The 16164-nt window shown below is 52.9% G+C and carries 14 protein-coding genes; 3 read left to right on the top strand and 11 right to left on the bottom strand.

Annotated features, from left to right (window positions below; genetic code table 11):
- Window positions 1-37 precede the first annotated feature (37 nt).
- The gene (locus tag M4D81_RS12900) at window positions 38-307 is read left to right on the top strand and encodes a (2Fe-2S) ferredoxin domain-containing protein (protein WP_260066723.1); all 270 of its coding nucleotides are present in this window, start codon (window positions 38-40) and stop codon (window positions 305-307) included.
- Between the two features lie 202 nt (window positions 308-509).
- Here the strand turns inward: M4D81_RS12900 and M4D81_RS12895 are convergent, their stop codons facing one another.
- The 7 genes from M4D81_RS12895 to M4D81_RS12865 form a co-directional block, all read right to left on the bottom strand.
- Window positions 510-1691, bottom strand: coding sequence for a PCYCGC motif-containing (lipo)protein (locus M4D81_RS12895; protein WP_260066722.1), 1182 nt, complete (start codon window positions 1689-1691; stop codon window positions 510-512).
- A 90-nt stretch (window positions 1692-1781) separates the two neighbouring features.
- Complete coding sequence (locus tag M4D81_RS12890) at window positions 1782-2786, bottom strand: polyprenyl synthetase family protein (protein ID WP_260066720.1); 1005 nt, start codon at window positions 2784-2786, stop codon at window positions 1782-1784.
- 28 nt (window positions 2787-2814) lie between these two features.
- Window positions 2815-3252 (bottom strand): hypothetical protein, encoded by a 438-nt coding sequence (locus M4D81_RS12885; RefSeq protein WP_260066718.1) that lies wholly within the window; start codon window positions 3250-3252, stop codon window positions 2815-2817.
- A 125-nt stretch (window positions 3253-3377) separates the two neighbouring features.
- Window positions 3378-5252, bottom strand: a complete 1875-nt coding sequence (locus tag M4D81_RS12880) for an FAD-dependent oxidoreductase (RefSeq protein ID WP_260066715.1) — start codon at window positions 5250-5252, stop codon at window positions 3378-3380.
- A gap of 49 nt (window positions 5253-5301) precedes the next feature.
- A complete protein-coding gene (locus M4D81_RS12875) occupies window positions 5302-6210 on the bottom strand; it encodes an FMN-binding protein (protein WP_260066713.1) in 909 nt (302 codons plus the stop codon).
- Window positions 6211-6369: 159 nt separating this feature from the next.
- Window positions 6370-7302 (bottom strand): dihydroorotate dehydrogenase, encoded by a 933-nt coding sequence (locus tag M4D81_RS12870; protein ID WP_260066711.1) that lies wholly within the window; start codon window positions 7300-7302, stop codon window positions 6370-6372.
- A complete protein-coding gene (locus M4D81_RS12865; protein ID WP_260066709.1) occupies window positions 7283-7984 on the bottom strand; it encodes a dihydroorotate dehydrogenase electron transfer subunit in 702 nt (233 codons plus the stop codon). Before M4D81_RS12865 ends, M4D81_RS12870 begins: the two co-directional genes overlap by 20 nt.
- Window positions 7985-8146: 162 nt before the next feature.
- On the opposite strand from M4D81_RS12865, the gene M4D81_RS12860 reads away from it, so the two are divergent.
- A complete protein-coding gene (locus M4D81_RS12860; protein ID WP_260066707.1) occupies window positions 8147-8683 on the top strand; it encodes an NAD(P)H-dependent oxidoreductase in 537 nt (178 codons plus the stop codon).
- 406 nt (window positions 8684-9089) lie between these two features.
- Here M4D81_RS12860 and M4D81_RS12855 read toward each other — a convergent pair whose 3' ends face one another.
- The 4 genes from M4D81_RS12855 to nikC all read right to left on the bottom strand — a co-directional run bounded on the left by M4D81_RS12855 (window position 9090) and on the right by nikC (window position 14319).
- Window positions 9090-10094: an ABC transporter ATP-binding protein gene (locus M4D81_RS12855; RefSeq protein WP_260066706.1), complete on the bottom strand. Its 1005-nt coding sequence runs from the start codon at window positions 10092-10094 to the stop codon at window positions 9090-9092.
- Complete coding sequence (locus M4D81_RS12850; protein ID WP_260066705.1) at window positions 10091-11104, bottom strand: ABC transporter ATP-binding protein; 1014 nt, start codon at window positions 11102-11104, stop codon at window positions 10091-10093. Before M4D81_RS12850 ends, M4D81_RS12855 begins: the two co-directional genes overlap by 4 nt.
- Before the next feature lie 1375 nt (window positions 11105-12479).
- Entirely contained in the window at window positions 12480-13403 is a 924-nt protein-coding gene (locus tag M4D81_RS12845; RefSeq protein WP_071219144.1) for an ABC transporter permease, read from the bottom strand.
- Window positions 13404-13422: 19 nt separating this feature from the next.
- On the bottom strand, window positions 13423-14319 hold the full coding sequence (gene nikC, locus M4D81_RS12840) for a nickel transporter permease (protein ID WP_397376683.1): 897 nt from the start codon (window positions 14317-14319) through the stop codon (window positions 13423-13425).
- A 160-nt stretch (window positions 14320-14479) separates the two neighbouring features.
- On the opposite strand from nikC, the gene M4D81_RS12835 reads away from it, so the two are divergent.
- Window positions 14480-16129: a glutathione ABC transporter substrate-binding protein gene (locus tag M4D81_RS12835; RefSeq protein ID WP_071219142.1), complete on the top strand. Its 1650-nt coding sequence runs from the start codon at window positions 14480-14482 to the stop codon at window positions 16127-16129.
- The last annotated feature ends 35 nt before the right edge of the window (window positions 16130-16164 follow it).

Genomic DNA, 16164 nt, shown 5'->3' with positions numbered 1-16164 from the left:
GTATATCAATGATCCATTATCCGAGGAGGCTCTTCAAATGAACAATAAAATTATGGTATGTGCGGGTAAGATGTGTGTGAAACTTAATGGTGAAGAAGCAATTGAGGCCGTTGCGGTCACCATTCGCAATGAAATCGATCAATTAGGCATACAGCAGCAAATCGAGGTTGGTCTTGGAAAGTGTATGAGGTCCTGCAGAAAAGGCTGTGTCGTGACAACACAGCCGGATATGAACAAATATTTCAGGGTAACTCCAGACTCCGGGCGGGAGATCGTCAACACGGTAGCCCAATTGCAAATGTATTGATCCTATTATTTGCATCGAATACTCTGTACCGATTCGATATTGGAATAACGGTGCCACGGACAAACTCGATTCTAGAAGAAGGCTTCTATCTTATGCCATGGCTAGCGTAAGGAGTCTTATTTTTGTGAGTTTTTATAAACACAGCTTGTAGAGAACGAAATAAAAAACACCGATTCTTTACGGAACGGTGTTTTTGTCATACCTATTCATTCATCGGCATCGGCGTATCCGTCGGCTCGATCCCCTCGTAGGCCCGGTCCACGGACTGCCGGATTTCCTTCAGGCTCAGCCCCTGCTGCCTGCCGTCCAGGTACATGTTCGTGACGTCCAGGCAGGTTTGGCAGAATTTCGCGTGCGTGGTTGGCGTGAGTCTGCCGTCTTCCTCTTGAGCATAGTAGCAATTGAGGTTGCTGCTATGGCCGGCATCGCCGCATCCGCAGAAGCAGGGCATGAAGGCCAAGTGGCTGGCATGGAGGATGGCCGCATTGTATTCCTTCACGCTGGATATATGCGGAAGAGGCGTATCGGGATGCAGCAGGTAGTCGGTTTTTCCGTCGGAACGGCCAGCAAGAGCTTCCGCATAGAGAATGTCGCTGCGATACGCGCCGCTTACTACTTGAACGCCGTTCACGCCTTCAAAGGTTTGCAGCGTAAGCGCGATGGCTTCTTCCGCCCGTTCTCCCTGCTTAGAGCCGGTAAAGGCACGAAACGATGGGGACAGCTCTACCACGGTCACCCCGTGCTCGGTTCGGATTTCCACGAAGGTTACGCCATCAGGGATGGCGCTTTCAAGTTCAGGTGGTAACAGATCTCCCAGCTGGGTCAGCATCGTCATGGCACTGACCTTGGGATAACGGACGGAGGTATCCGTCTGCACGTACTGGGATACGGGCGTGAATAAACCGGAAAACGGGTCATAGGCATGGAGGGTTACGCTGGGCATCGCGCTGGGGATGGCGGAAAGAATCGTCCCCTTGGGCGGACGTGCACCGTTCGCAGCGATATCTTCCAGTTCGCGCAGGATCCTGTCGCTTGATATGTCCTCGGTCAGTCTCCCGAGTTCTTCATCCTGAGCGTTCAGGAACAGGATGGTCGGGTGCTCCGTAATGCCGTACGGGTTAACGGCTTCCGTATCCTCCGAAATGCTGAAATACTGGTAACGGTAGGCTGGCGAGGTTGCTTCCATCTGTTCCATGACACCCAGCGCTTTGGAGCAGCCGCCGCAGCCCTTGAGCGCAAAGATGGCGATGGAGCTCACTTGCGTGTCACCAGTCCTCTGTTCTTCGAGTGGAGATGTCTTGAACAGCATGAAGCCCCCCGCACCAAGCAGGATCAGGAAGGCCGCCAGCGCAATTCGCCACCGCCAGATTCGTGTGCGATTCATGTTTCTAAAACATCCTTTCATATCGAACAGGGATGCATCCGTGACGGATGTATCCCTGTTCGTTTGGAGTATATGGCTTCATGTCTGTCTTTAGGGCAGGAAATAATGGAGCAATGCCTGCAAATCACGCTGAGCGGGGTGATCCGCGAAGTTGCCGATCATCCGCTGAGCCTGTTTCGTATACGATCGGGCAAGCTCCTCGGTTTGCTTAATGGCGCCGCTTGCGGCGATGCGCTGGATGACCTCGTCCATGTCAGCCTCCGCTGAGTGGGGGCCAAGCTGCCTGATCTTCGGTGCAAGGGCAGGATCGTTTAGGGCGTAGAGCACCGGCAGCGTAATATTGCCGTTTCGCAGGTCTGCGCCAGCCGGCTTGCCGATGGCCTCTTTGGGCTTCGTGAAATCGAGCAGATCATCCTGGATTTGAAATGCCATGCCGAGCGACTCCCCGAATTGAAAGAGCCGCTCAGCGGTTCCGGCATCCGCATGGGCTGCTTCCGCGCCCGCCTTCAAGCAGTGGGCCATCAACAGGGCCGTTTTGCAGCGCGTTTTCTCCAAATACTGCTCCATCGTCAGCCCGAAGTCGAAGCGGTGATGCAGCTGATCGTACTCTCCCATGCATAGCTCGGTGACCAGGGCTGCAAGCTCGGCTAATCGGTAGGCCTCGTCTTCGGAGACGTCTTCGCTGCTCCCGTCCGGGTCGTCGCCCGGATGATTGGCGGCCCATTCGATGGCACGGGCAATCATGTAGTTGCCGATGTGCACCGCCGTCTGGACATCGGTCGTCTCGTGCAGGGTCGGCCTGCCGCGCCGCATATCGGATTGATCGATAATGTCATCGTGCACCAGCGAGGCCATGTGCAGGTATTCAAGCAGTACGGCGGTTTTCATGACGGCCGGCTCATGGCCGCTTTCCCCGAAACGGCTGCCGAGCACGACCATAAGCGGGCGCAGCCTCTTGCCGCCGGCGTTAATGAGATCCATAACGCTGCTCAGCACCACGGAGGAAGGGGGGAGGTCGCGGTCTGAGCTGACGACCTCCCGGAGCAGGCGATCGAAGGAAGCGAGATCCACTCCGATTTGGTTATGAAGGTTCATCTGTATCCGCGCCCCTTTCCACGGCTCCTTACGCGCTCCGCTGCTCCAGATAGCTGCGGATTTCGCGCTTAAGCTCGTGTAATATCCTTTCGGGTGAAACGTTCTTGAGCAGGCTGAGCTGCATGCGCTTATGAAAGGGGAGAAGCCGGGACAGCAGCTTCCATTCCTTCCGTTTGACGGCAATCCGGTACATGAGTCCAGTCAAATAATCGCCGTCCAGCAGCAAACGCGTCAGTCTCTCGTTATCCTTCGCTTGCAGCTTGCCATGCTTGTTTAGCGCAGTATGAATCAGGATGCAGCAAGCCAGCACCGTCATTTTGCGTGAATAGGCAAGTTCATAAGCGTTGAGCATATCGGCGATGTCCCTCACCGGTCTGTTATCTATCTCCATCCAATCGATATCCGTTCCGGAATCGATATGCGACCGAAGCAGGTCGATCGTATCCTGTAATAGCTTCATATCCATCGTTATTGACTCCTTCCGGAAGGTTCGTGTTGATTAAGAGTGTGAATGCCGGCAGAACGGTTAGGGCTTGAGCTTGATACGGCAAAGCGCGATACGATCAGCCCGTTCTATTGAATAGAGAAGAATTAGTCCGTATACACGTACCAGCGCCTTACGATCGGTATTCGTTTCCATACCTTCTTCAGCCAAGGGTATACATAGTAGTCCAGTCCGAACGTGCTGCCTGATCCGCCGATTAAGGCGATCCCTGCTGCCAGGTACCACAGCATTTCGTTTGGTGCCATCCCCGATACCCAAACCATCGCGCCCATGGCGATGCTGGCTACGGCTGCAGGTGCCGTGAACAATCCGACGATCAGCAGGATGCCGACGATCAGCTCAGCCAATACCATCGAGGTCTGAAATACATAGGCAAGCGAAGTATAGCCGCCGTCGCCGGTATAGAACATCAGGTCCATCGACCAATCGACAATGGATTTCATAAAATCCGGAACCGGGAGGGCGGATACCGCTTCAGCAGTATAAGCGGAGGCGGCAGACACTGCGTCTGCGGCTCCGGCTCCGGCTGCATCGGCGCCTGCAGCAGAAGCTGCGCTTACGCCGTCGGCTGCTTTGGCAGGAATGAGGAACACTTTATCCGGATCATCGATAATCTTGTGGATTTTATCCCATCCCTGTGAGAGCCACATCCATCCGGCAAAAATCCGCAGCGGAACGAGCCAGAAATTCGGAGACCGCTTGGCAAAATGTCCGCCCACAAAGCTGCGGTTGTTCCGGACATGGAAGAATTCATGCAGCAGGTAGTGATATACCTTGTTGAAGCCGCAAACCTGGAACAAATAGAGCATGTTGATCAGATGTTTGACCAGCATGGCCGGGAAGCCGCTGAGCCTGAACATATGGCCCGGAACCCCCACGTTAGCTACTCCGTAGCGGCTGCCGATACAGACCATCGTGCCGTGGAACGTCGGCTTATAGGATTTCATCGGTTTGTTCGATAATTCAGCCACGATGTTATGCGCAATGACCGGGGCCGCGAGTTCCGCGTTTTCTACCATTTGAGGTACGGGTGCAGCCGCGCCTTCAGGAATGTAGAAAATATTGTCCCCGACGACATATACGTTTGGATGGGCAGGAACTTGAAGCTTGTCGTTGGTCAAAATACGCTTGCGGCCTTTTTGCTCGACATCCATATTGCCGACCACATCGGAGCCTTCCACCCCGGCGGTCCAAATCACGGTACGGGATTTGATGTCGCTGCCGCCGACGGTAACGCCGTCCGGTTTCACTTCCGTAATCTTGGAGCCTGTGATGATGTTGACGTTCATTTTGCGCAGCCGTTTCTCGGCTTTGCGGATCAATGGCTCGGGCAGGATCGGCAGGATCTTGTCGACCATGTCGGCAACGTGCAGCGTAACCTCGCTTGGATCCACGTAGAATTCCTTACATAATTGTTGCGTGAATTCGGCCAACTCGCCGATCATTTCAACCCCGGTGAATCCGCCGCCGACCACGACGAAGGTCAGCATTTCTTTGCGGACCTGCGGGTCGCGCTCCAGCACGGCTTTTCGGAACATATTCAGGGTGTGTTCTTTCAGACGGACCGCATCGTCATACGACCATAAGGTAAAGGCGTGTTGATCTGCGCCCGGTATGCCGAAGAAGGTTGGTTTGCTGCCTGTTCCGATGACCAGATAATCGTAGGAATAGGTTTGTTTCTCTCCACGGAGTGTTTGGCCGTCAAAGTCGATGCCGTCGATTTCATCCAGCACTACGTCTACATTGCGGAACCCGGAGAACACTTTTTTTAGGTCGATTTTGATGGAATCCTCCTCGACCCGGTTCGCGGCTACTTCATGCAGCTCGGTCAGCAGTGTATGATACGGCTTGCGGTCGATGAGTGTTATCCGCAAATCCTTCTGTTTGCGCAGTCGTTTAGCCAGCTTCTTGGCGGTAAGTATACCGCCATATCCGCCGCCCAGCACGATAATCTGTTTCATGCGAATCTCCCCTCAAGGAATAGTTGTCTTCTATCTATCGCTCTTGTGCTTATTTGGCGCCTTCGAGTGCTTTTGTTGCCAGCTCTACAAATCCGTTGACGTGGATCGACACACCGGAGATGGCATCGGTTTTGCCGTCTTCCGCCGTTACGATGGCTTGCGGATCTTGTTTTTCAATCAAATACTGCTCGGCTTGATAAGCCTGTTCATGCCATTCGGATTGAGCTCCGCCGTTCTTCATGCCGTATTCACCGGATTTGGAACGGGTAACTTTATCGGTACCGCCGTCTTTATGGATGCCGTTCCAGCTGACAGCGGCGATCTTGCCGTTAATAACGGTAACGTCGACGGTTTCCTTCCAGCCGGACTTAGCGTCAAAATCAGCCCCTTCTGCGTGATAGCTGCCGTCTTTGTACGGTCCTGCTTCAACAGGTCCCGCCGCCAGCGCTTTTGCTGCCAGTTCGGTAAATCCGTTGACATGGATCGATACCCCGGATACGGCATCCGTGCGGCCTTCGTCGTTTAAGGTCAAGCCTTCAACCGACTGCTGAGCCACGAGGTATTCCTCCATTTTGGCTGCCTGCTCATGCCATTCCGCTTGAGCGCCGCCTTTTTCCTTCATGCCGTAGAAGCCTTTTTCGGAAAATGTCTTTTTGTCCAAGCCGCCGTCCTTATGAAGTCCGTTCCAGTTGGCGCTGACGATCTTGCCGCCTTCGACCTTAATGGCAACAAGTTCCTTCCAGCCGGAGTCTTCGGCAAACTCGCCTTCAGCGTAATATAAGCCGTCCTGCAGGTTTCCTTCTTGTGCAGGCTGTTCCGCATTAGTTGTGGTATCCGTGTTTTGGCTTTCTGCCGGTTTGTCCGTAGTGACAGGCTCTTTGTCTCCGTTGCCTCCGCAGCCTACGAGCAGCGCAAACATCAACATGACAGAGAGGGATAGAGAGAGTGTCCTTTTCATTCTGGTTTCCTCCTATAATTTTGTGAATTACTTCACAAATATTGTTCTTGAGTTCATTTTATTCTTAAAAGGAATAGTTATCGGTGAAAAAAATCACAAACAGTGTCGGTGCTTCATGTTCGAGTTGATTCCCGTCGATTGCACATGAAGCACCATGGGTCAGATAATGCCTCGAATGTCATCCAGCGATTGGATGCCTTCGCTTTCCATCAATTCCATCAGTTCTTCGGCCAGGGTATCGCCTGCGCGCAGGTTGATGAAGTTGTAGGTTCCGATCTGTACGGCTGCCGCACCTGCCATGATGAATTCGAGGATGTCCTCGGCGCTGCTGATTCCGCCGATTCCAACAACCGGGATGGATACCGACCGTGCCACCTGATGGACCATGCGGAGCGCTATCGGCTTAATTGCCGGTCCCGACAATCCGGCGTAGGCTCTGTCAAAAACGCTGCGACGTTCCCGAATATCAATCGCCATCGCTTGGATCGTATTGATGAGCGAAAGACCATCAGCGCCTTCGGCTTCACACATGCGTGCCATTTCCTTCAAATCCCTTGCACCGGGAGAGAGCTTGACGAGCAGCGGCAGCGTGGTCGCTTTCCGGACTGCGCGAACCACCTCTTGAGCCTGCTCATTCTCAACGCCGAAGGCCAGCCCGCCTTCCTTGATGTTGGGGCAGGAGATGTTGAGCTCAATCATGTCGACGGCTCGTTTGCCGGATGACCGTAACTTGAGGCTGGCTTCGGTGAGCAGCTCGGCGCCCTCCGTGTATTCCCGTATGGTGCCGCCGCCAAGATTGACGATGACTGCCGTCCCGTGCGAGGTCATCTCGGATAATTCATGCTCCAGAAAAGCGTGGATGCCCGGATTCTCAAGGCCAATGCTGTTCATGATGCCGGATGGCGTTTCATAAAGCCGTGTTCCTGAATTCCCGAATCGTGGAGTCAGGGTCAATCCCTTGGAGATTATACCTCCAAGCTTGCGAAGCGGATACAGATCCGAATACGGTTTGCCGAATCCGAACGTACCCGATGCCGCCAAAATCGGGTTCGCCAGCGGTACGCCCGCCAGTTCACAATCGATGGAGATCATTCCAGTTCACCTCCTTCGCCGGAAATACGGGGCCATCGGTGCATACCTTGCGGCTTGAGCCAGCGGAGGTTAACGTGCAGCTGTTGCAAGCACCGATGCCGCAGCCCATTCGCTTCTCGATGGAGACGTAGAGTTTGGCATTGGTACCTTCCGCTTTTTGGGCCAGACTGTACATCATGGCAACCGGTCCGCATGCGAATATCGTGTCATAGCGGCTCGGGTCCACGGCATCTACAATGGTGCCGCCGGATTTGACGGTGACATTGCGGCTGATTTCGTGAAATCCGTTGACCGCGAAGGGCACCCCGGTATATCCCAGATAGACGCTGGATTCAGGAATTTCCTTCGCTGCCAGCAGCAGCGGGGCTGCTCCAATGCCGCCTCCTACCAGTGCCGTCCGGCCTTGGGGTTCGGGGAATCCTTGCCCGAAGGGCCCCTCCAGCTGAATCTTGTCACCCGCTTGAAGCGCTGACAGCAGCCATGTGCCAGTTCCGTGCACGCGATATAAGAAGGAAACGGAGTCCTCCGTCAGATTATGGATGCTGATCGGTCGTGACAGCACGGGATAGGCATCCCAGCAGCGAAGCATGAAGAACTGTCCCATTCGTGCCGAATAGCTGCCTTGAACGGTAAGTCGATAGATGCGATGGGCCAGTCTGACATTTTGAATAACAAGGGCCACGTCCTCATTCTCCTCCCTTGGCGTACTTTTTCCGCCCGCTATGTTCCTTGCTACAGTATCACAGACCGATAACGCTACCTGTGACTTTTCTCATATTCGGGCATTATCTGGGCTTGATACCTTTTGTATACATATACGAGACAAAAAAAGGGGGACCATAAAATGAGAACACTGGTAATCGTTGCACATCCGGGTCTGCATGAGGGATCAAGGATCAATCGCGAACTAATCGAAACGGTGAGACATCATCATGACGTGACGGTGCATGACCTCTATCATCGGTATCCGGACGGACACATCGATATCGAGGCCGAACATCAATTGCTGCTCCAGCATGACCGCCTCGTGTTTCAATTCCCTTTTTGGTGGTACAGTTCTCCGCCCCTTCTGAAGCATTGGTTCGACGAGGTGCTGACCTTTGGATGGGCGTATGGTCCCGGCGGGGGCAAGCTCCATGGAAAAGAGTGGGGTATAGCCGTTACGACCGGCGGAGCCGCGGAAGCCTATGGCAGCGAAGGATACAACCGCTACACGGTAGAAGAGCTAACCCGGCCCTATGAAGTGACGGCGAGCCTGGTGGGCGCGTTGTACTTGCCGGTATTTACCGTTCATAATGCCATGCAGCTGACGGATGAAGAGCTGCGGCGTCATGCGGAGGATTTTGCGTTGCATGTTACGGGAGCGGTGAGATCCAGGTAAAGGTTGCTATTAAAGCGCAAGCTCCCTATCAGTGTTGGTTCGATTTATGGTTGAGGGTGGATAAAACGACAGAATGTAAGCTCCAAACTCTAAATGGTGAATGTGGAGGCGGTAGCCCGTTGAAAAGTGAAGAACTGAATTGCTGATAAGTTAGCCTGGCGCCGAAGCTGCCGGGCTTTTTGGTGGTACTGAAAAATTTATGTACATTCTGGCATATCCCGAGCGATCAGGGGAGATTCTTCTGGGACTGCTGCGATTCTGTTTATATAGGTTGCTGTTCTTATAGAAGATCAATCCTTCGATTTCCGTTAGCAGGCTAAACTTTTGCAAAAGAAAAAGCGAGATCTTGGCTCTCGCTTTTTTCTCTTTTATAGAGAGGTGCCGTTATCCGTTCGGGGCGTATAAGCTACACCTTTTCCAGCGCACCGGCTGCGATCTCTTGGATATAATGGCAGGCCGCCTGATGGCCTCCGCGCTCATCGACTTCCCGAAGTGATGGCGCCTCGGATCTGCAGCGATCCGTGGCATACATGCAGCGGGTATGAAACCGGCAGCCGGAAGGCGGGTTTATCGGGGACGGGACATCCCCCTTGAGAATGATGCGTTCCTTCTTGCGCTCGGGATCCAGCGTCGGGATGGCTGACAGCAGGGCGCGGGTGTAAGGATGCTGCGGGCGCCGGAAGAGGGAGTGCTTATCCGCGATTTCCACGATTTTCCCCAGATACATCACAATAATCCGGTCCGAAATATGCCGGACAACCCCGAGATCATGAGAGATAAACAGATAGGTCAGCTTGAATTCGGTTTGCAGCGACTTCATCAGATTGAGAACCTGTGCCTGGATGGACACGTCAAGCGCAGAGACCGCTTCATCGCTGATGATCAGCCTGGGATTCACGGATAAGGCGCGGGCGATCCCAATTCGCTGCCGTTGTCCGCCGCTGAATTCATGCGGGTACCGATTGGCTTGATAGGCGGCCAGGCCGACCGTTTCGAGAAGCTCGATGGCCCGTCCCCGCCGGTCCTTCTTTGGAACAACATTCTGAATGTCCATCGCTTCTTCCAGCACTTGCAGCGCTGTTTTCCTGGGATTCAGCGAAGCATAGGGGTCCTGAAAAATCATTTGCAAGTCTTTACGCCTTCGATTCATCTGGGCTTTGTTCAGGGAGAGCAGATCGCTTCCTTCGAACATCACCTCGCCGGAGGTCGGTTCGTCCAGCCTCAGGATAGCCCGGCCCGTGGTTGATTTGCCGCAGCCGGATTCGCCCACGATACTGACAGTTTCCCCCTCACGTACGGAGAACGAAATATCATCCACGGCTTTTACGACGTTGACGGTACGGCCCAGGACGCCGCCCTTGATCGGAAAATACTGCTTGAGATTTTTTACCGTTAACAGCTCTTTGCTCATGGCAGAACGTTCACCTCGCTTTCCGGCTCCCATTGATCGGTATATTTCCAACACCTGACTTGCTGGTTATCCTCCAGCGCCTGAAGCTCCGGCAGTTTGTTATAGCACAGCTTGGCTGCATGGGGACAGCGGGGGGCAAAGCGGCAGCCTTCCTGTGGGTCATAGGGACTTGGAACCGAGCCTTTAATCGGCTCCAGCGTTTCCTTATCGATATCATGCCGTGGCAGTGAGTTCATCAGGCCAATGGTGTAGGGGTGCTTCGGATGTTTGAAGAGGGTTCGTACATCGGTATATTCCACGACTTTTCCGCAGTACATGACGGCTACTTCATCGCAGGTTTCGGCGACGATGCCCAGATCATGCGTGATAAAAATAATCGACATCTGCAGCTTCTGCTGCAGCTCCTTCATCAGCTCCAGAATTTGAGCCTGAATGGTCACGTCCAGCGCCGTGGTCGGCTCGTCTGCAATAAGCAGATCTGGATTGCATGCCAACGCCATGGCAATCATGACACGTTGGCGCATACCGCCGGATAACTGGAAGGGGTACTGTCGGACTCTTTTTTCCGGAGAGGGAATGCCGACCAGTTTCAACATCTCAACGGCTTTGTCCATCGCTTGTTTCTTGCTCAGATTCTCATGGATCTGGTAGGCCTCCGCGATCTGATCGCCCACGGTGAAGACCGGGTTGAGCGATGTCATCGGCTCCTGGAAGATCATCGAGATCTGGTTGCCTCTTATTTTGCGCATCTGCCGCTCGGATTGTTCGAGCAGATTCACACCGTTATATAGGATTTGGCCACCGACGATTTGTCCCGGATGAAAGATCAGCCGCAGGATGGACAGGGACAATATGCTTTTTCCTGAACCGGATTCGCCCACGATCCCGAGCGTCCTCCCCTTGCGTACGGTTAGGCTGATATCATCCACAGCTTTTACTTCGCCTAGCTCGGTGAAAAAAGAGGTTCGCAGGTTCTTGATCGTAAGCAAGCTTGATGCGTGCTGTTCCATCTTGTCTAAGCTCCCTTCGCTTTCAATTGGCTTTGGAAATCGTTTGTCCGTGTGGACTCGCAAATGGATCGGTTTTCGGTAAATAGCGGATTATGTGTCCAAAATTGGCTCAAAAACAGCTCGTTTTTTACAGCAAACAGGGGATCCTATGCCTTCCGGCCCGAAACAGACCGCTTTTCGGTAAATAACCGATCATGCGTCCGCATGGTACTCACCAACAGCTCGATTGTTCTGGATTAGCGATATTTGATGATATTAGAGGACTGTAGTTCCGCTATTTATTTGTTTTCTGCCACTTAGTGGAGGTATGAGGACATGAGATCCGCTATTGCAAGTTATTACGGGCTAAATTCGCGAATTTGGGTACATTAACGGATCCTGTGTCCGGATTGCCTCCCAAATGGATCGGTTTTCGGTAAATAGCGGATCGTGTGACCGAAGGGACTCCTTAACAGCTCGTTTTTAGAGCAAATAGCGGATCCTATGTCTGCCGGCCCGAAACAGCTCGTTTTCAGCAAATAGCCAATCCTGCGTCCGCATGGTAATCCCAAACAGCTCGATTGTTCTGGATTAGCGATATTTGATGATATTAGAGGACTGTAGTTCCGCTATTTCTTTGTTTTCCGCCTTTTAGTGGAGGTATGAGGACACGAGATCCGCTATTGCAAGTTATTACGGGCTAAATTCGTGATTTTGGGTGCATTAAAGGATCCTCTGTCCAGATGGACTCGCAAATGAATCGGTTTTCGGTAAAAAAGCGGATCTTGTGTCCGGACGGGCCCCAAAACGGCTCGATTACAGTAATTAGTGGGTTAAATGTCCGCACAGCCTCGAAAATAGGTCGATTATCGGCAAATAGCGGATCGTGTGTCCGTATTAGCCCCCAAATAGCTCAATTACAGTAACTAGTGGGTTTAAAATCCGCAATAGCCCGTAACTTCTATACATCGAAGGTGTGTATGGACTTAAAACGGCTCAGTATGGCTGCATTAGCGTAGTTGAGGACCGTGGTTCCGTTATTTCTTAATTCTTCGCCTTTTAGCAGCAGGTTGAGGACACCAGATCCGTTATTGCGAGAAATTCCAGGAGTAATCCGTGATTTTGGATGCATTAACGAATCGTGTGTCCGCATGTACACGAAAATAGGTCGATTATCAGCAAATAGCGGATCGTGTGTCCGAATGGGCTCCCAGGTCGTGTGTCCCGATAGGCCCCAAATGTTCGATTAGCGGATCCTGTGTCCGTATGGGCCCCCAAACGGCTCGACTACAGTAATCAGTGGGTTATAAGTCCGCAAAATAGCTCGGTTTTCGCCAGATAGTGAATCCCGCCGTGTCCGTCTACACTCAAACCGCGATAGACGGGAACTCGCCAATCAATCGAAATCAATGCGCTTGTTGAAGTAGCGGTAGGAGATGTCCACGAGCAGGTTTACGAGCACGAACATGATGGAGAGCACCAGCACGGTTGCCTGTACGACCGGAAAATCCCTTGCCCGGATCGAGTCGATGACGTAGCGCCCCATGCCGTTCACGGCGAATACGGACTCGGTCAGTACCGCTCCGCCCAGCAGGCCGCCAAATTCCAGGCCGATGACGGTAATGACGGGAATCATGGCGTTTTTCAAGGCATGCCGGTAGATAATGACCCGCTCCCGGACGCCCTTGGCTTGGGCGGTTCGGATATAATCCTGGCCGATGACCTCCAGCATGCTGGAACGGGTCATTCGGGCAATAATCGCGGCGCCGCCGGTCCCGAGCGTAATCACGGGCAGGACGGTTTGCGACCACGTGCCCCAGCCGGAGGGACGGAACCAGCCCAAATCCACGGCAAAATATTGGATCAGCATGAGCCCCAGCCAGAAATTTGGCATCGACAGTCCGAACAGGGCGATGAACATGACGCCAATATCGGCAGGCGAGCTTTTTTTGACAGCGGAGATGATGCCGGCCAGAATGCCGAGGAATACGGCCAGGATCGTAGAGTACACGGCTAGCTCGACGGTGATCCAGAACCGGCTTTTGAATATTTCATCGGCGATGGGGCGGCTGCTGCGGATCGAATCTCCCAAATCTCCCTGCAGCAAGCCGCTGACGTAGTTCCAATACTGAAGCGGCAGCGGATCGTTCAATCCCAGGTTCTCGCGGATCCTCTCAACCTGCTCTTTGGGTGCCCCTTCACCGATAATGACCTGCGCCGCGTCTCCCGGAATGAGATGCATCAGCAGGAAGACAACGATGGTTACGCCAATGACAACGGGTATCGTCTGAATCAGCCTTCGAATGGAATAGATGAGCATGGCCAGGCAGCTCCTTTCATTATTTTTTCATTTTCGGGTCAAGAACATCTCGCAAGCCGTCGCCCAGCAGATTAAACGCGATGACAACGAACACGATCGATAAACCGGGGAACAGGGCAACATGGGGGTGATCCATAATATAGTTGCGCCCATCATTCAGCATCGCTCCCCACTCCGGCGTCGGCGGCTGTGCGCCAAGACCGAGGAAGGACAGGCCGCTGGCGGTCAGGATAGCGACGGCAATCCGCAGCGTAGCCTGCACGATGATAGGGGATGTGATATTCGGCAAAATATGCCCGAAGATGATTCGTCCATCGCTTGCGCCAAGCGAACGCATGGCATCAATATATTCGAGCTTGCGGACGGCCAGCGTCGAGCCGCGCACGACTCTGGCAAAGGTGGGGATCGAGAAGATGCTGACGGCGATGATCACGTTGAACAGATTTTTTCCAAGGACGCTGACAACCGCCAAAGCCAGCAGAATGCCGGGGAACGCCAGCATAACATCGGTAATTCTCATAATGAGTGCATCCCATTTACCTCCGTAATAGCCGGAGATGATTCCGAGCACGACACCAAAGGCTGCTCCGATGATGACCGAGATAAAACCGACCGAGAGGGTGAGACGCATGCCATGGATAATCCTTGTAAAAATATCTCTTCCGTTGTGGTCCGTACCAAACCAGTGGGCAGAGGACGGCTTCAGCAGTTTCGTAGAATAATCTACTTTGGTCGGATCATACTGGGTGAGCAGGGGGCCGAAAATCGCGATAAGAATCATCAGCAGGAGAAAATAGCCCCCGAATAAGGCTGCTTTGTTCTTCTTCAGACGGTGGTAGAAAGATTTCCATTGTGCAAGTCGGGTTCCACTAGGGAGCGATTCTTGTGCTCTGGCATCAGCGGTCATGTTAGGCACGTGAAATCATCCTTTCTCCAAGTATGGATGTCAGAATTGGTGTCGTAGAAACGTGAGGTAAATCTGGCTTCTACTGGTATAAATATCAAATAGTAAAATATATGTTAACTGTGTATGAAATATTTTCCTATTTTGATTGCGAAGGGGGAGTTTGTTTCACATGACAGGTAATAGAAGATTCAAATGGCTTGTCTGCATCCTGTTTATACTTACCGTAATGATGTCGGCGTGCGGCAGTCCAAGCAAGAGCAGTAACCCCGAAACGCCGCCAAGCGGCACCAATACGCCAGCTCCTGAGCCGGGGGCCAAAGATCCTCCCGAAGGAACGGCCAATACCGGTGCGAATGAGCTTGTGATTGCCTGGCTTTCTGATCCGCCATCCATGGACCCTCATATGTCGACGGACCAGCAAACGAGCGTAATGACAACGCATATCTATAACACGCTGGTGATTCATGATAAGGATCTGAATATTCAACCGGGGCTTGCCGAGAGCTGGAAAGCAATCGATGAATTGACCTGGGAGTTCAAGCTGAGACAAGGCGTGAAGTTTACGGACGGCTCACCATTCAATGCAGAGGTAGTCAAAGCCAACATTGATCGGATGCAGGATCCGGAGGTTGCTTCTCCCCGCGCATCGCTTGTCGGCATGATTAAAGAGGTTAAAGTGGTTGACGAATACACGGTGCAGCTCGTGACCGAGTATGCCTTCTCGCCGCTGCTTGCCCATCTGGCCCATTCTGCGGTGAGCATGATTAGTGCGGAAGCCATCAAGCTGGATTACGAGAAGCTGAAGGCAGGAGAGAAAGCAGGCGCGTATCTGGCGCAGAACCCTGTAGGCACGGGCGTATTCAAATTAGAGAGCTGGAACCCGGGACAGGAAGTGAAGCTGGTTGCGAATGCCGATTATTGGGGAGATAAAGCGAAGGTTGAACGGGTCACGTTCAAGGTCGTAAGCGAAGAGGGAACGCGGATCGCGGAGCTGGAAACCGGCTATGCGCATATTATCGATCCGGTGTCGCCGAGCAGCATCAGCCGCATTGAGAGCACGGACGGCATGTCCCTGAACCGTCAGGCATCGCTGAGTCTGTCTTATATCGGGTTTAACAATAATAAAGAGCCGTTCAACGATGTGCGGGTGCGGCAAGCCCTATCGATGGCCATCAATAAGGATGAGATCATCTCGGGCATTTACGAAGGCACGGGCATCCCTGCCGTCGGTCCGCTGGCACCGGACGTGAACGGTTATGATGCTACCGTCAAGCCGATTGAACATAACATCGACAAAGCGAAAGAGCTAATGAAAGAGGCCGGCTACGAGGGTGGCTTCTCGACGACCATCTGGACCAATGACAATCCGGAACGGATTAAGATCGCCGAGTACGTACAATCCAAGCTGAAGGAATTGAACGTCGAAGTCAAAATCGAAGTGGTGGAGTGGGGAGCATATCTGGCACAAACCGCAGAAGGCAAGCATGATATGTTTGTTCTCGGATGGTCCACGGTAACGGCTGATGCCGACTATGGCATGTATGAATTGTTCCATTCCAAAAATGTAGGGGAGCCGGGCAACCGTACCTTTACGAAGGATCCGGAACTGGATAAACTGCTGGATGACGGGCGCAAAGAGAATGATCCGGAGCAGCGCAAGCTCATCTATAAACAGGCGCAAGAGAAGCTGGTTGAGTTAGCGCCGATGCTGTATATCCATCATCAGGAGTATTTAAACGGAGTCAGCAGCAAGGTGGAGGGCTTCTGGCGGCATCCGAACGGCATCATGCAGCTGCATCAGGTCTCCATTCAGCCATAAGGATGTCTGAAAGCTTTATAGCTTTGAATGATCGT

The sequence above is a fragment of the Paenibacillus sp. p3-SID867 genome (assembly GCF_025142895.1).
Taxonomy (GTDB): Bacteria; Bacillota; Bacilli; order Paenibacillales; family Paenibacillaceae; genus Paenibacillus_AQ.
Note: the sequence above shows the minus strand (reverse complement) of the source record. Positions and strands in the feature narration are given on the sequence as shown.

What these genes read in the sequence shown, in the direction of transcription:
- M4D81_RS12835 (WP_071219142.1), top strand. Translation starts at nt 14,480, where the DNA reads ATGACAGGTAATAGAAGATTCAAATGGCTTGTCTGCATCCTGTTTATA.
- M4D81_RS12870 (WP_260066711.1), bottom strand. Translation starts at nt 7,302, where the DNA reads ATGATCTCCATCGATTGTGAACTGGCGGGCGTACCGCTGGCGAACCCG.
- M4D81_RS12880 (WP_260066715.1), bottom strand. Translation starts at nt 5,252, where the DNA reads ATGAAACAGATTATCGTGCTGGGCGGCGGATATGGCGGTATACTTACC.
- M4D81_RS12855 (WP_260066706.1), bottom strand. Translation starts at nt 10,094, where the DNA reads ATGAGCAAAGAGCTGTTAACGGTAAAAAATCTCAAGCAGTATTTTCCG.
- M4D81_RS12860 (WP_260066707.1), top strand. Translation starts at nt 8,147, where the DNA reads ATGAGAACACTGGTAATCGTTGCACATCCGGGTCTGCATGAGGGATCA.
- M4D81_RS12875 (WP_260066713.1), bottom strand. Translation starts at nt 6,210, where the DNA reads ATGAAAAGGACACTCTCTCTATCCCTCTCTGTCATGTTGATGTTTGCG.
- M4D81_RS12900 (WP_260066723.1), top strand. Translation starts at nt 38, where the DNA reads ATGAACAATAAAATTATGGTATGTGCGGGTAAGATGTGTGTGAAACTT.
- M4D81_RS12890 (WP_260066720.1), bottom strand. Translation starts at nt 2,786, where the DNA reads ATGAACCTTCATAACCAAATCGGAGTGGATCTCGCTTCCTTCGATCGC.
- M4D81_RS12845 (WP_071219144.1), bottom strand. Translation starts at nt 13,403, where the DNA reads ATGCTCATCTATTCCATTCGAAGGCTGATTCAGACGATACCCGTTGTC.
- M4D81_RS12895 (WP_260066722.1), bottom strand. Translation starts at nt 1,691, where the DNA reads ATGAATCGCACACGAATCTGGCGGTGGCGAATTGCGCTGGCGGCCTTC.
- M4D81_RS12885 (WP_260066718.1), bottom strand. Translation starts at nt 3,252, where the DNA reads ATGGATATGAAGCTATTACAGGATACGATCGACCTGCTTCGGTCGCAT.
- M4D81_RS12850 (WP_260066705.1), bottom strand. Translation starts at nt 11,104, where the DNA reads ATGGAACAGCACGCATCAAGCTTGCTTACGATCAAGAACCTGCGAACC.